12 protein-coding genes are annotated in these 15,175 nt (G+C 64.6%); 8 read left to right on the forward strand and 4 right to left on the reverse strand.

From position 1 onward, the window contains the following. The first annotated feature begins 261 nt into the window (after positions 1 to 261). Both HS968_RS25510 and HS968_RS25515 read left to right on the forward strand, forming a co-directional pair. Positions 262 to 969 (forward strand): DUF1266 domain-containing protein, encoded by a 708-nt coding sequence (locus HS968_RS25510; protein ID WP_182369316.1) that lies wholly within the window; start codon positions 262 to 264, stop codon positions 967 to 969. After that, positions 966 to 3,629, forward strand: a complete 2,664-nt coding sequence (locus HS968_RS25515; protein ID WP_182369318.1) for a DUF805 domain-containing protein — start codon at positions 966 to 968, stop codon at positions 3,627 to 3,629. The genes HS968_RS25510 and HS968_RS25515 overlap by 4 nt, the downstream gene beginning before the upstream one ends. Before the next feature lie 57 nt (positions 3,630 to 3,686). Here HS968_RS25515 and HS968_RS25520 read toward each other — a convergent pair whose 3' ends face one another. Continuing rightward, positions 3,687 to 5,366, reverse strand: a complete 1,680-nt coding sequence (locus HS968_RS25520) for a molecular chaperone HscC (protein WP_182369320.1) — start codon at positions 5,364 to 5,366, stop codon at positions 3,687 to 3,689. Between the two features lie 118 nt (positions 5,367 to 5,484). On the opposite strand from HS968_RS25520, the gene uvrD reads away from it, so the two are divergent. The 5 genes from uvrD to HS968_RS25545 all read left to right on the forward strand — a co-directional run bounded on the left by uvrD (position 5,485) and on the right by HS968_RS25545 (position 11,709). Continuing rightward, a complete protein-coding gene (uvrD, locus tag HS968_RS25525; protein WP_182369322.1) occupies positions 5,485 to 7,668 on the forward strand; it encodes a DNA helicase II in 2,184 nt (727 codons plus the stop codon). Between the two features lie 43 nt (positions 7,669 to 7,711). Then, positions 7,712 to 8,812: a TRAP transporter substrate-binding protein gene (locus HS968_RS25530; RefSeq protein ID WP_119694931.1), complete on the forward strand. Its 1,101-nt coding sequence runs from the start codon at positions 7,712 to 7,714 to the stop codon at positions 8,810 to 8,812. A gap of 54 nt (positions 8,813 to 8,866) precedes the next feature. Continuing rightward, complete coding sequence (locus HS968_RS25535) at positions 8,867 to 9,949, forward strand: TRAP transporter substrate-binding protein (RefSeq protein ID WP_182369324.1); 1,083 nt, start codon at positions 8,867 to 8,869, stop codon at positions 9,947 to 9,949. Between the two features lie 154 nt (positions 9,950 to 10,103). After that, positions 10,104 to 10,685, forward strand: a complete 582-nt coding sequence (locus tag HS968_RS25540; RefSeq protein WP_182369326.1) for a TetR/AcrR family transcriptional regulator — start codon at positions 10,104 to 10,106, stop codon at positions 10,683 to 10,685. 169 nt (positions 10,686 to 10,854) lie between these two features. After that, positions 10,855 to 11,709 carry a Tim44 domain-containing protein gene (locus tag HS968_RS25545; protein ID WP_182371690.1) on the forward strand — a complete coding sequence of 285 codons (855 nt, stop codon included), beginning with the start codon at positions 10,855 to 10,857 and terminating at the stop codon, positions 11,707 to 11,709. A gap of 104 nt (positions 11,710 to 11,813) precedes the next feature. Here the strand turns inward: HS968_RS25545 and HS968_RS25550 are convergent, their stop codons facing one another. Further along, positions 11,814 to 12,281, reverse strand: a complete 468-nt coding sequence (locus HS968_RS25550; protein ID WP_179623144.1) for a GNAT family N-acetyltransferase — start codon at positions 12,279 to 12,281, stop codon at positions 11,814 to 11,816. Positions 12,282 to 12,386: 105 nt separating this feature from the next. On the opposite strand from HS968_RS25550, the gene HS968_RS25555 reads away from it, so the two are divergent. Continuing rightward, the gene (locus tag HS968_RS25555) at positions 12,387 to 12,794 is read left to right on the forward strand and encodes an SMI1/KNR4 family protein (RefSeq protein WP_119694936.1); all 408 of its coding nucleotides are present in this window, start codon (positions 12,387 to 12,389) and stop codon (positions 12,792 to 12,794) included. Between the two features lie 39 nt (positions 12,795 to 12,833). On the opposite strand, the gene HS968_RS25560 is transcribed toward HS968_RS25555, so the two are convergent. Together HS968_RS25560 and HS968_RS25565 are read right to left on the reverse strand one after the other, a co-directional pair. Beyond that, a complete protein-coding gene (locus HS968_RS25560; RefSeq protein ID WP_179623145.1) occupies positions 12,834 to 13,514 on the reverse strand; it encodes a sensor histidine kinase in 681 nt (226 codons plus the stop codon). Then, a complete protein-coding gene (locus tag HS968_RS25565) occupies positions 13,511 to 15,115 on the reverse strand; it encodes a tetratricopeptide repeat-containing response regulator (protein WP_182369328.1) in 1,605 nt (534 codons plus the stop codon). Before HS968_RS25565 ends, HS968_RS25560 begins: the two co-directional genes overlap by 4 nt. Between the last annotated feature and the right edge of the window lie 60 nt (positions 15,116 to 15,175).

Genomic DNA, 15,175 nt, shown 5'->3' on the forward strand with positions numbered 1-15,175 from the left:
ACGTGGCCGGAGAATACCCGAGACAGACGCGGTGCCCAACCAGCATGTGACCAATTTCACGGGTTGACGCCTAACTTTTGGCGCAATGATGGCCTTTCGCCTGCCTGCAGCCGCCATCTGCGGCCTGACCTGCCGGTCGTCGGCTGCTCGCCAGCGCTTTTGCAGGTGTCGCTCGCACTGCCTGCGAGACGCTTGCGGCCCCCCGGCAACAGCTCCTAGGATGGGCACCTTTCGCACTCAGGGACGAACGGCCCACTCCCCATGGACGACCTGCAACAACGCTGGCTTTTGGCCCTCTCCGCACCGATGGTGGCGATCAACGCCAACTCGGGCGCGCAATACGCGCTACCTAACTTCTATCCGGACAGCGAGTTCATCGATCTCAGCGAGTCCTGGGATATCGCTGACCGCCCCGCACTGCTGGCGATGGTCCAGCGCATGACCGACGACGGCCATGCGCGCGACCTCAGCGGTGCCTACTGGGACAACGCGCGCCTGCTGCCAAGTGAATGGCAGGCGCTGGTCGACAGCCTGGACGAAAGCCAGCAGGTGGCTTACCGCTACGTCGCCGACACCATCCTGGTCTGCGGCTCGGGCGGCATCCGCGCCTGGGATCTGGGGCGCATGAGCTTTCTCGCCCGTATAGGCCAGCTCAACGGCTGGCTGAGCCTCGAGGAAAACCTCTGGCTGCACAGCCGCCTGAGCCTGCGCGCCCGCTACTACTACCAGGGCTGGCACAGCTACCTGGCCGGTTTTCTCATCGGCCGCTGCTACTGGAACTGCCTGGGCCACGAGCAACCAGGCGAGCAGGCGCTGTGCATCAGCCGCCAGGGCAGCGACCCGACGCACCGCGCCCTGGTGCGCGAACTGACACTGAACCCGGCAGCAGGCTTCGATGAACTGCCTTGGGACATGGAACTGGATCTGCCGGAAAAACCGGCATCGCTGGAGGCGTTCGACTGGTCATGAGTTGCTGGGAACGCCTCGGCATAGAGCCGACCGACGATCAGAACACCATCCGCAGCGCCTACCGCGCACGCCTGCCCGAAGTGCACCCGGAGCGCGACCCCGAGGGTTTCCAGGCGCTACGCAGTGCCTATGAAGACGCCCTGCGCCAGGCCCGTGGTGAAACACCCGCCAGCCATGAGCAGGCCACCCTGCCCAGCGCTAACGAACAGGCCGTCCAACAGCTCGTCGAATTGCTGCAGGATGCCGCCCGACGCTTTCGCCCCGAGGCCTGGCAGGACTATTGCCGGATGCTCGACCAGTTGCCGCTGGACGTGTTGGAAAGCATCGACGGCCCGCTGCGCGGCCTGCTGCTGAGCAACGGCCCCCTGTCGCACCGCTGCGTGACCCTGCTCACCGAGCGCATGGCCTGGGCCAATCGCCTGATGCAACTGCCTTTCGAGGAGGCCGAGGCGCTCGACCAGTTTCTCCAGCGCATCGCCGAACCCGACCCGTTCGACCTCGCCACGCTGTCCGAGTGGCCGGGCGTCGCCCAGGTGGAAAACCTCTGGTACGTCCGCACCCTGGAGCACCTGTTCAACAATCGGCCGCTGCAGGAATTTCGCGGCTGGTGCTCGCTGCATCTGTGCCTGCCGATGCCAGCCGACCCGGCCTACTATCCGCGCCTGTATCGCCAGTGCACCCTGGCCGGCGTAGCACTCGGCGATGCGCTGGATCACTACCAGGCCCAGCATGACGCCACCCCGAACGATCTCGACACGCAGTACCTGCTGGCGTTGCAGAAGCAGCACCATGACCAGGACGCCCTCGACCTGTGGAGTCGCCTGTGGCACGAACGCGAGATGCCCGAGGCTGCCGCCTGGTTGCTGGCCTGGTGCGCGCACCACTCACCTGAGCGCCTGCCGCTGCTGATCCTGGCATTCAACCGCAGCCAGAGCGCGCTCGGTCATCAGCACCCCCTCGACGCCTATCATCTGGCCGATGGCGAACCGGCGCAGAACCCGCAGACCCTGGCCCGTTGGCAACGCGCCGCCAAGACCGAGCTGCCGCCACTGGCGCGCACCTTCGTCGCCTGGCAACTGGGCGACAGTGAATGGCCCTTTCTCGCCGAACTGCTCGGTGCAGCGGACGAACCGCTCACCCGCCTCTACCGCCAGGCCTGGCTAGTGCAACGGGGTGACGACGCCGATCTCGAGCCGCTGTTGAACCTGCAGGCCGGCGAGCATCCGCTCGATGCCGTACTGGTGCACGGGCTACAACACCACGCCCGACAACAGCGCCAGTGGCTACGTGAGTCACCCGCCTTGCAGGCGCTGCAGCAGGCACTGAGCACGCCGGGCGCCGTGTTGCCAGAAGCGCTGCGCGACAACACCGTGGCCCGCGCGCAGATGTTGCGCGGGCTCAGACGCTTGCGCCGGTATGACCAAGCGACACTGCAACGCCTGGGCGAGCTGCTCGCGCCGCTGCCCAGTTGGCTGCTGCCGTCCTGCCTGCAGTTGCAACTGACCCTGCAGCGTAACGCCCGAAGCCTGCCAGCGATTCCCGACGAGGCCGCTGCCCGCTGGCACTGGCAGCGCCAGACCCTGTTGCTGCTGGGCCTGTTGGAGCAGCCTGAACAATGGCTGGAGCAACTGGAGCAAACCCTCGCTGAACTGCCGACCGATGCCGAGCATCCGGCACATGCGGCCAAGGCCCAATTGCTGGCAGCGGCCACCACGCCACGTCGCTGGCTGCTGAATCTCGATGAAAGCGATCCGCTGCAAGGCCTGATCGCTGCCGGACAGGTCAGCCCGGATATTCTCCTCGACAGCCAACGCCTGCCATCGGTTGCACGTCTCGAGGCCTGCGCCCAGCAATATAGCGACGCGCTGACCAGCGACCCGTTCGGCCAGATGCTGCTAGACGCCCTGCTTCATCACGATCCGGATCTGCCGCAGGAACAGCGCAGCCAGGCCTTGCAACGGCTACTGGCGTTCACCTGCCCAGGCACCTGGTTCGAACCGTTTCGCGAGGGGCTGGTCAAGGGACGGCCGCAGAACCTGGCGCAATCGATCTGCACGGACAACGGACTGGTGTTCGCCACCATGCAGGCGATCTTCGATGGCATGCGCGACCTGCTTGGCAACACCAAACCGCATTTGCCCGCGACCAGCTTGCTGCGCAAGTTGCAGAAAGCCAAGGACTCCAGCGCCACACCGCCGGCAGTGCGCCTGGCCATCACCCTGCTGCTGTCGCGCTGCGAGCGTCTGCTGCCCGAGCACGCGCCGACGACCTGGCGGTCGCAGTGGCAGTTCTGGCGCTTGGGCGGCCGGCTGAACCGGATCAACTTCAGCCTGCAGACGGTTGCCGTGGTGGGGGCGGCACTGCCCCTGACCTTGCTAGCGGACAAACTGAGCAGCAACCTGGCGCTGGCGGTACTCGGCGGCGCCTTCCTCGTCCTGGTCACCTGCCTGCTGCGCCGCCTGCATGACATGAGCCGGGGCATCGGCACCCTGCTGATGTTGCTGCTGGGCAGTTTCCTGCTGCCCTACATGTTGCTGATCCTGTTCTTCTGGCCAGGCGACCCGCTGCCCAACCGTTACGGCCCAGCCGGCGGCAAGGCGAAGACCGCCACGCAGGGCTTGCAGGCGAGCTTGCGCCGCCTGAACGGGGTTCGGGGCTGATACCCAGGCCGTGCGCGCCGGTTTTGCGGTGCGCGCGGCGCACCCTACCCGCTCGCGTCAGAAGCGCAGCGCGTCCAGTTGTTGCTCCAGGCGCTGACGCGCGGCGGCGATCGGTTGCTCCTGCTGGGCACCGAGCACGCTCTGGAACTCGTCCAGCCACAGGCCGATCTGCTCGCGCTCCGCGCCCAGGGTCTGCATCCAGGCACGCTCCAGGCGCGCCAGCAGGGTGCGGTTGGGCAAGGTATCGCGCGGGTGGATCTTCAGCCCGGCCAGGCGCGCCTGACTGGCGGCACGCGCCTCGGCGCTCAGGCCGGTGGGGCTGCGGTCGATGACATGACCATGACGCTGGCCACTCTCCAGGGTCACGTCCACTTCCAGCAGGCCGTTGATGTCGTAGCTGAAACGCACGTCCAGCGCCTGGGTCTGGCCGGTCTGCGTCAACTTCACTTCGAAAGCATCGACGAAGATGTTGTCACGCACCCACGGACGCTCGCCCTGGTAGACCTCGATGCGGATGTATTCCTGCTGCGCATGGGTGGTGTAGTAGCGCTGCACGCGCGACGCCGGGATCACCGTATTGCGCTCGATGATCGGCGAGAAGGCGCCAGGCTGCTCGTCGCTGCGCCGCGAGGAAATACCCAGCGTGTAAGGGCAGACGTCGGTGAGAATGAGCTCCTCGATGGCCTGGTCACGCGCCTTGCAGGCAGCCTGCGCGGCAGCACCGAGGGCGACGATGGTGTCCGGGTCGAGGTGGCGGTAAGGCAGACGGCCGAACAGGGTGGCGACCAGTTGCTGCACCGCACTCATCCGCGTGGCGCCGCCGACCAGCACCAGGCTGTCGAGATCGCGCGGGTTGAGTCGGGCGTCACGCAAGGCCTGCTCGATCGGCTGGCGCAGACGAGTCAGCAGCGGCGTCCAGATCTGCTGCGCGCGGGCGTCATCCAGTTGCCACTGGCGCCCGCTCCAGTCGAGGGTCTGCGGCCCTTCGGCGAGACGCCGCTTGAGCTGCTCCAGAGCATCTTCGAGGCTGGCCAGCTCCTGGCCTTCCAGCTCGCTACGCGACAACCCCCAGTCGCTCAGGCAGGCCTTGAGCAGGGCTTCGGTGAAATCTTCACCACCAAGGAAGTTGTCGCCGGTGGAGGCATGCACCTCGATCAGCGGCAGGGCGTATTCCAGCACGGTCACGTCGAAGGTGCCGCCGCCCAGGTCGAAGATCAGCGAACGCTGCAGCGGCTGCTCGTGCAGGCCGTAGGCCATGGCGGCGGCAGTCGGCTCGTTGATCAGGCGCTCGACACTGAGCCCGGCCAGCTCGGCGGCGAATACCGTGCGCTTGCGCTGCTCGTCGCTGAAATAGGCCGGAACCGAGATCACCGCAGTCGTCACCGGCACCCCGAGATACGCCTCGGCATCGGCCTTGAGCGAACCCAGCACCAGCGCCGAAAGCTCTTCCGGGGTGAACTGGCGATCACCCAGGGTGAAGCGCTTGTCACTGCCCATGAAACGCTTGAAGGCGGCCACGCTGCGCAGCGGGTGGGTGGTCAGACGCGCTCGGGCGGCAGCGCCGACGAGAATGCTGCCATCCTCATCCAGACTCACTGCCGAGGGCGTGAGCACATCGCCGAGGGCGTTGGGGATGAGTTCGGCGCGGCCTTCACGCCAGACGGCGATCAGGCTGTTGGTGGTGCCCAGGTCAATGCCCAGCAGCGGGCTGTGCGTGGCGAGGGTAGCGGTCGACATCGACTGTGCGGCTCTCTCAAATCCATTGAAGGGCGCAGTCTACCCCGCGCACAGGACCCGGCAAACCGCCTCGTCGACGCGGTTTGCCCTCCCCTGCCCGGCCCCCTAGAATGCCGCGATGCAAAACGACCTCGAACAGAAACTCAAGACTCTCAATCCAGCCCAGTACCACGCGGTCACCACACCGCCGGGTCATCAACTGGTGCTGGCCGGTGCCGGCTCGGGCAAGACCCGCGTGCTGGTGCACCGCATCGCCTTCCTGATCCAGAGCCTGAATGTCTCGCCGCACAGCATTCTGTCGGTGACCTTCACCAACAAGGCCGCCGCCGAGATGCGCCATCGCATCGAGGACATGCTCGGGCAAAACCCGGCCGGCATGTGGGTCGGTACGTTCCACGGCCTGGCTCACCGTCTGCTGCGCGCACACTGGCAGGAGGCGAAGCTGGCCGAGAACTTCCAGATTCTCGACTCCGATGACCAGCAACGCCTGATCAAGCGGGTGATCCGCGAGCTGGGCCTGGACGAGCAACGCTGGCCAGCCAAGCAGGCGCAGTGGTTCATCAACGAGCAGAAGGACGAAGGCATCCGTCCGCAAGGCATCCAGGCCAGCGGCGACCTGTTCCTGGCCACCATGCGCAGCATCTATGAAGCCTACGAGGCGGCCTGCGCACGCACCGGGGTGATCGACTTCGCCGAGCTGCTGCTGCGCGCGCTCGACCTGTGGCGCGACAATGCCGGCCTGCTGGCGCATTACCAGAAGCGCTTCCGGCATATCCTGGTCGACGAATTCCAGGATACCAACGCCGTGCAGTACGCCTGGCTGCGCTTTCTCGCCAAGGGCGGCGAGAGCCTGATGGTGGTGGGTGACGACGACCAGTCGATCTACGGCTGGCGCGGCGCGAAAATCGAGAACATCCAGCAGTTCGACAGTGATTTCGCCGATGCCGAGATCATTCGCCTGGAGCAGAACTACCGCTCCACGGCAAACATCCTCAACGCGGCCAACGCCCTGATCGCCAACAACCAGGGGCGTCTTGGCAAGGAGCTGCGTACCGACGTAGGCGATGGCGAGCTGTTGAGCCTGTATTCCGCCTTCAACGAACACGATGAAGCGCGCTACGTGGTCGAGACGATCGAGGACGCCCTGCGCAAGGACGGCCTCAAACGCAGCGAAATCGCCATTCTGTATCGCTCCAACGCCCAGTCGCGAGTGCTGGAAGAAGCGCTGCTGCGCGAGAAGATCCCCTACCGCATCTACGGCGGCCAGCGCTTCTTCGAGCGCGCCGAGATCAAGAACGCCATGGCCTACCTGCGCCTGCTCGACGGCCGCGGCAACGATGCGGCGCTGGAGCGCATCATCAATGTGCCAACGCGCGGCATTGGCGAGAAGACCATCGAGACCATCCGCGAGTACGCCCGCGCCCATGATGTGCACATGTGGGAGGCGATCCGCCTGATGCTGGCGGTCAAGGCTCTGCCGGGTCGGGCGTCCGCCGCACTGGCCGGTTTCATCGAGCTGATCGAGAACCTGGCCGAGCAGGTATTGGCCATGCCGCTGCACCAGATGACCCAGGTGGTCATCGAGAAAAGCGGCCTGCTCGCCTATCACGAAGCGGAAAAGGGCGAGAAGGGCCAGGCCCGGGTAGAGAACCTCGAGGAACTGGTCAGCGCCGCGCGTACCTTCGAGAACGACGAAGACGACGAGCTGACTCCGCTGCAGGCCTTCCTCACCCACGCCTCGCTGGAGGCCGGGGATACCCAGGCCGCCGAGAACGAGGACAGCATTCAACTGATGACCCTGCACAGCGCCAAAGGCCTGGAGTTCCCTCTGGTATTCCTGGTCGGCATGGAAGAGGGTCTGTTCCCGCACAAGATGAGCCTGGAAGAACCGGGCCGACTGGAAGAAGAACGCCGCCTGGCCTATGTCGGCATTACCCGTGCCATGCAGAAGCTGGTGATCAGTTACGCCGAGACCCGGCGTCTCTACGGTAGCGAGACCTACAACAAGGTCTCGCGCTTTGTCCGCGAAATTCCCGCGCCACTGATTCAGGAAGTGCGTCTCTCCAACAGCGTCAGCCGCCCCATGAGCAACAGCTCGATGAGTGGCAGCAGCCTGTTCGCCGGCAGCGCCGTGCCGGAGACCCCCTTCAGCCTGGGCCAGCGCGTCTCGCACAGCCTGTTCGGCGAAGGCACCATTCTCAATTTCGAGGGTGCCGGCGCACAGGCAAGGGTGCAGGTGAATTTCGAAAGCGAAGGCAGTAAATGGCTGATGCTGGCATATGCCAAGCTGCAAGCCCTGTAGGGCCCATTCCAAGTAACGACACGACCGCATCTGGAGAATATTGATGAATCGCCGCAACCTGTTCGGCGCTGCCCTGGCCCTGATGGCCGCCATTGGCCTGGTCGGCTGCAAGGACGACAAGGCAGGCAGTGAACCAGCCGCCGCCAGCGCAGCCCCGGCGCAGACTTTCCACTGGAAAATGGTCACCGCCTGGCCGAAGAACTACCCGGGCCTCGGCACCGCAGCCGAACGCCTGGCCGACCGTATCAACGCCATGAGCGCCGGGCGCCTGACCGTCAAGGTCTATGCCGCCGGTGAACTGGTTCCCGCCCTCGAAGTGTTCGACGCGGTCTCCCGCGGCACCGCCGAGATGGGCCACGGCACCCCCTACTACTGGAAGGGCAAGGTACCGGCCGCGCAATTCTTCAGCAGCGTGCCGTTCGGCCTCTCCACCCTGGAAATGAACGCCTGGCTCAGCCACGGTGGTGGCCAGGCCCTGTGGGACGAGACCTACGCGCCGTTCGGCGTGAAACCGCTGTCGGCCGGCAACACCACCATGCAGATGGGTGGCTGGTTCAACAAGGAAATCAACACCCTGGCCGATATCCAGGGTCTGAAGATCCGCATGCCGGGCCTCGGCGGCGAAGTCTGGAGCAAGCTGGGTGCGATCACCGTCAACCTGCCCGGTGGTGAAATCTTCACCTCGCTGCAGACCGGTGCCATCGATGCCACCGACTGGGTCAGCCCCTACAACGACCTGGCCTTCGGCCTGCACCAGGCGGCCAAGTACTACTACTTCCCGGGCTGGCAGGAGCCACAGGCAGTGGTCGAGTCCATGGTCAACCAGAAGGCCTTCGACGCCCTGCCGGCTGACCTGCAGGCCATCGTCGTCGAAGCCGCCCGTGCCTCGACTCTGGACATGATGGACGACTACGTCTTCAACAATGCCAAGGCGCTGCAGAACCTCAAGGATCACGGCGTGCAGTTCAAGCGCTTCCCTGACGAAGTGCTGCAGGCCATGCGTCAGCAGTCCGAAGAGGTGCTCGATGCCCTGGCAGCCGAGAACGACCTCAACGCGCGCATCCTGAACTCGCAGAGAGCCTTCCTCAAGGAAGCCAGCGCCATGCACGAGCTCTCCGAGAAAGAGCTGTACAACTGGCGTTGATCGCCTTGCCACGGGGCCGTTCTGGCCCCGTTTTTCTTTGTGGAAATATTGCCCATGCGCCTTGCCTCCCTGCTGCTTCTGCCCCTGCTCGCCTTCGGCCTGATCGGCTGCAAGGATGACGCGAAACCTGCCACGGCGGCCGCCGCGCCTGCGCAGAGTTTCCACTGGAAAATGGTCACCACCTGGCCGAAGAACGCGCCGGGCACCGGCATGGCCGCCGAGCGGCTGGCCGAGCGCATCAACGCCATGAGCGCTGGTCGCCTGACCGTGAAGATCTACGCCGCAGGCGAACTGGTACCGGCCCTCGAGGTGTTCGACGCGGTATCGCGCGGCACCGCCGAGCTCGGCCACGGCACCCCCTATTACTGGAAAGGCAAAGTGCCCGCCGCGCAGTTCTTCGGCGCCGTGCCCTTTGGCCTGTCCACCCTGGAAATGAACGCCTGGCTCAGCCACGGTGGTGGTCAGGCCCTGTGGGACGAGGCCTACGCGCCCTTCGGCCTCAAACCACTGACCGCCGGCAACAGCACCATGCAGATGGGCGGCTGGTTCAACAAGGAAATCAACAGCCTGGATGACATCAAGGGTTTGAAGATCCGCATGCCGGGCCTCGGCGGCGAAGTCTGGAGCCGGCTTGGCGCCACCACCGTGGTGCTGCCGGGCGGCGAAATCTTCACCTCGTTGCAAAGCGGCGCCATCGACGCCACCGACTGGGTCAGCCCCTACAACGACCTGGCCTTCGGCCTGCACAAGGCAGCCAAGTATTACTACTACCCCGGCTGGCAGGAGCCGCAGTCGGTGCTGGAACTGCTGATCAACCAGAAGGCCTTCGACGCCCTGCCAGCGGATCTGCAGGCCATCGTCACCGAAGCGGCGCGCGCCGCCACCCTCGACATGATGGATGACTATGTCTTCCACAATGCCCTGGCGCTGGACGAGCTGAAGAAGAGCGGCACGCTGCTCAAGCGCTTCCCCGACGAAGTGCTGCAGGCCATGCAGCGCGAAACCGATCAGGTACTGGGCGACCTGGCCGCGCAGAGCGAATTGAACGGTCGCATCTGGGCCTCGATGAAAGCCTTCCAGGCACTCGCCACCTCGATGCACGCCTTGTCCGAGAGAGAGCTGTACGACTGGCGCTGATGAAGCCGATGAAAATGTAGGGTGCGCCGTGCGCACCGCCAGCGGCACACCAAACCGCTGGTGCGCACAGCGCACCCTACGCAGAGCCGAGGAGCCTCAAGCTCCGTTTGTCGTTCGAGGAGCCGCTACCCGTCATAGCAGCCATACTCGAAGCATGAAGAAGAACACGGCCGACCCCGCCCGCATCCTCGATACCGCCCTGCAACTGGCCGACATCTGCGGCTGGGAACGCCTTCATCTGTTCGACGTGGCCGCCACCCTGGAAATCGGCCTCGACGATATCGCCCGCCATTACCGCGACAAGGATGACCTCGTCGAAGCCTGGTTCGACCGTGCCGACCTGGCCATGCTCAGCCACGCCAGAAACCCCGAGCTGAAAGCCCTGAACGCCGAGCAACGCCTGGAAAGCTGCCTGCTGGCCTGGCTCGACAGCCTCGCAACGCATCGCGCCGTCACCGGGCAGATGCTGCTGTACAAGCTCGAGCCTGGCCATATCCACCTGCAGGTACTCGGCCTGATGCGCGTCAGCCGCACCGTGCAGTGGTGGCGCGAAGCCGCCGGAAGGCAATCCCTGCACCTGCGGCGCATCGCCGAAGAAACCCTGCTGACCAGCGCCTATCTGCGCAGCTTCGTACACTGGCTGCGCCATCCCGAAGAAGCGCATGCCGACTTCCGTGCCTACCTGCGCCGCCAACTGCGCTGCGGCCCGCTGCCCCTGCTGCTGCAACGCCCGTAGCCCGGATGCAATCCGGGAATATGGGCAAGGGCTTTCCCGGATTACATCCGGGCTACGTTTGCTGATCGGGTGCACAGCGGGCAAAAGCTGGAAACATTCTGTCACTGGTCATGCCTGCCCATGACGGGCAAGATGCCGACCAAGCTTTTCCACAAGAGAGAAAACCGTGATGCAGCATTTCCTCAGTATCGCCATGGTTCTGTGCCTGGCACTGACCTTCAGTTTCGAAGCCCACGCCAAACGTTTTGGCGGTGGCAAATCCTTTGGTTCCGCCCCCAGCCACCAGACTCGCCAGGCCACTCCGCCGGCTCAATCGGCTGCTCAGGCTCCTGGTCGTCAACCTGCCGCTGCCGCCAGCGGTGCTTCGCGCTGGCTCGGCCCACTGGCTGGCCTGGCTGCCGGTGGTCTGCTGGCCTCCATGTTCATGGGTGACGGCTTCGAAGGCCTGCAGATCATGGACATGCTGATCTTCGGCCTGATCGCCTTCCTGCTGTTCCGCTTCCTCGCCGCCCGTCGTGCCCGCCAGCAGCCGCAAGCCGCAGCCGCCGGCGGTGCTCCGTACCAGCGTGAAATGCCGAGCGCGGCCAACGCTCCGGCAGCTGGCAGCAATATCTTCGGTGGTCGCCTGGCTTCGGCCGCTCCGGTGATCAACGCGCCGGCCTGGTTCAATGAGCAGAGCTTCCTGGCCGCTGGCCGCGAACACTTCATGAACCTGCAGCAACACTGGGACGCGAACGAGATGGACAAGATCGCCGAATTCGTCACCCCGCAACTGCTGGAATTCCTCAAGCGCGAGCGCGCTGAACTGGGTGATGGCTTCCAGTCCACCTACGTCGATGACCTCGACGTGCAACTGGATGGCGTCGACGACAACGCCGAGAAGACCATCGCCACCCTGACCTTCAGCGGCGTATCGAAGACCTCGCGCTTCGACCAGGGCGAGCCGTTCAGCGAAAGCTGGCGCCTGGAGCGTGCCCAGGGCGATAACCAGCCTTGGCTGATCGCGGGTATTCGCCAGAACTGATCGCAGCTGCAGAACGAAGAACCCGGGCTTGCCCGGGTTCTTTCGTTTCGGCGTCAGCCCGCTATCGCGGCTGAAGCCGCTCCTACAGCAGGACTGACAGTCCGTCATGATGGATCGGTAGCAGCCCGACGCATGCCGATATGCGCGATGTCGTCCTCCAGGTAGACCTCGGTCACCGCGGCGAAGCCATGGCGCTCGTAGTAGCCCTGCAGGTGCGCCTGCGCCGACAGATAGACCGGCACACCCGGCCAGCGCTGCCGGCACTCGGCCAACGCACGTTCCATCAACTGGTGACCCAGACCAGTACCCCGCGCCACCTCGGCGACCAGCACGCGGCCGATCACCACCTCACCGCCCATGCGCTGCGGATCGAGCAGGCGCAAGTAGGCCACCAGACCACGCTCGTCATGCGCCAGCAAATGATGGGTATCCCCGAGCAGATCCTGCCCGTCGGTTTCCAGATAAGGGCAATTCTGCTCCACCACGAACACCTGGGTACGCAGCGCCAGCAGCTCATACAGCGTGGCGGTATCCAGTTCACGGTGATGCAAGCAGTGCCAGACGATAGACATAGGAGCACTCCGCAAAAGCATCAGTATGCGGGGGCGGCAACATGTTTTCATTCTGCCGGCCAGCTACTGTATAAAGCCGATCCCATGCCATGAGGAGCCAACGCCGTGGAAGAAGTCATCGAACAGCTGCGCGAACTCAACGAGCCGGTACCGGTGCCGCTGGAGCTGCCGGACGAGGAAACCCTGGTGGAGATTCAGGAGCAGATCCTCATCCACCTGCCCTTCGAACTACGTGAGTTTCTGCTCAAGGTCAGCGACGTGGTCTACGGCCGCCTGGAACCGGTGACCGCCAGCGACCCGCACTCGCACACCTACTTGCCGGAGGTCACTTCGGTAGCCTGGGATCTCGGCCTGCCCCGCGACCTGGTGCCGCTGTGCCAGGACGGCCGCAACTATTACGCGGTGGACGTGGAAGGCCAGGTCTGGCTGTGGGACGGCGACGAAGGCGAACTGACCGACGAGAGCTGGGACTCGGTCTGGCACTGGTGCCGGGACGTCTGGCTGGAAAGCTGAGCGCGCACCTGAATCCTGGCGACCTTACACTGCCAGGATTCAGGGCAGATAGATGCGAAACTCGCCACCACCGAGCGGGCCGCCGTTGCTCAGTTCGACTCGCCCACGACGGCCATCGCGCTGGTGCAATTGGGCGATGCGTGCGGCGAAGTACAGACCCAGGCCGGTGCTGCCACTGCTCTGGCTGAGGCCGAGGATGTAGTCGCCCTGGCGCTCGAGCATTTGCTGAGGATAGCCGGCGCCATCGTCGTTGACGTACAGCAGCAGCTCGCCGTCCTGCTCGCTGGCGCTGATCAGCAGGGCGCTGCGGGCATAGCGGATGGCATTGGCGATCACGTTGCCCAGCACCGAGCCCAGCAGCTCCTGATCGAAGAAGCCCATTAGATCGAATTCGCTGACCTCGCCGCGCGCCTGGATGCCACGGCTGTCGAGCACGTCGCGGTGGCGCGCCAGCTGCGCCTGGATGAAGTCGTCCAGCTCGTGATGCGACGGGTACAGCGGCAGCTGGTTGACCTCCAGTTTGTAAAGGCCGAGCAACTGCACCAGCATGCCGTTCAGGCGCGCCGTTTCGTACTCGATCACGCCGCGCTCGGGGGTATGTTGCAGCTCGTCTGGCAGTTGCGCGAGCCAGCGCGCATGCGCCTGGCCCAACTGTGCCAGGGAATTCTTCATGTCATGCACGGTAGAGGCGATGATGGTGCTGAGGTCGAGCCCGCTCATGTGTCGAATACCCTGCGTCGCAGTTGCTGGTAGCGCGCGTAGCGTGCATCGCTGGGAGCGATCATGCGCACGCCATCGAGACAGCTGCGCGCCTCCTCGCGCCATTCGGACGACGGCTGCTCGGTACCCAGGCGCAACATTGACTGGGCCGCGTTGAGAGCGATGCTGATGTTCTTCGGTTGCAGGCCCAGCGCCCGGCGGAACAACGCCAGCGCCTCGCCAACCTGCCCCTGCTTGTAGGCCTGCACGCCCCGGCGGTTGAAGTCGATCGCCTCCTTGCTGGCAGCGAAGACACTCGGGTCGTCGGTCAGGCGGCTGATCGATTCGAGAATCTTGGCGTCGTCACCGTAGACCTCCAGGCAATCCTTGAGCAACTGGGTGCCGGCTTCCTTCTGGCCCAGTTGCTGGAGCTGTCCGACCAGGGTCAGGGCCACCTCGGCCGGAAGGAACTCGCCGAGATTCTGCAGTTCCGCCGCCGCGTCTGCTGCAATCTGCGCGGCACGCGCCGGCTCGGCGGATTTCTGCAGGCTGCTCGCCTGCATCAGGCGACGGCGTACCTGGATGGCCTTGTCCGCCGCATACTGCTGGCCCAGCTCGCTGAGCACCTGGGTGATTTCCAGTTGCGCCCGCTTGCCCAGGGTTTCTTCGCCCGCGCTGGCCATCAGCGCCTGACTCAGCGCCAGGTAGTTTTCCGGGCTCTTCAGACGTGAATTCTTGCCCTGCTCCACCGCGCTGCGATAGGCCTTGGTGGCGCCCTCGAAGTCTTCGTTGTGCATCGCCAGCTTGCCCAGTTGCATCTGCCGGCGCATGGCCAGCGGCGAGATGCGCACGGCATCTTCGAGCACCTGCTGTGCACGCTTGGCCTCACCCTGCTGTTCCAGCACGGCGGACAAGCCGTCGTACAAGCCGGGTTGCATGGGGAACGCCTTGAGGCCTTGCTCGTAGATTTCGCGAGCCCGCAACAGATCGCCACGCTCGTGCAGCAGAGCACCCAGCGCCTGGAAGGCCCAGGGCATGGCACGATCGGCCAGCACCGCCTGCAGCAATTGTTCGAGCTCCTGGTGCCGGGCCAAGTCGCGCAACGCGCCCGCCTTGTACTTCAGACACAACGGCTGCAGGCGCTTGTCCTGTTTGGACAGCGCCTCGCAGGCACTGAGCACCTCGGCCGGATTGCGCTTGTCGAGCGCCTGCAACACAGGCTTGAGCAGCGTCTTGCGCTCCACCAGCTTGTCCAGGCGCTGAGCCAGACTGGCCAGGTTGAAGGGTTTGGTCAGGTAGGCATCCGGCTCGTGCTCGAGCAGGCTCAGCACCATGGCCTGGCTGCTCTCGGCGGTGACCATGACGAAGATGCACTGATTGCTGATCAGGCGCGCGGCATGCAGCTCCTCCAGCGTCTGCAGGCCGTTCTTGCCGGCCCCCAGGTTGTAATCGTGGAGAATGATGTCGTAGCGCTTGTGCCGGCACATGGCGATGGCCTGTTCGCCACGATCGGCCATGTCCACGTCTCTGACACCCATCTCGCGCAGCATTGCTTTGACCGAATTACGAAAGTCGGAAAAGTCGTCGACGATCAAAAACCGCTTGGCGCTGTAATCCGACATGAAGCCATCCATTAGTTAGCTAGCAGCGAATTATAAGGCAGCCAGCAAGTACAGCGAGAT

This window comes from Pseudomonas berkeleyensis (genome assembly GCF_014109765.1).
GTDB lineage: Bacteria > Pseudomonadota > Gammaproteobacteria > Pseudomonadales > Pseudomonadaceae > Aquipseudomonas > Aquipseudomonas berkeleyensis.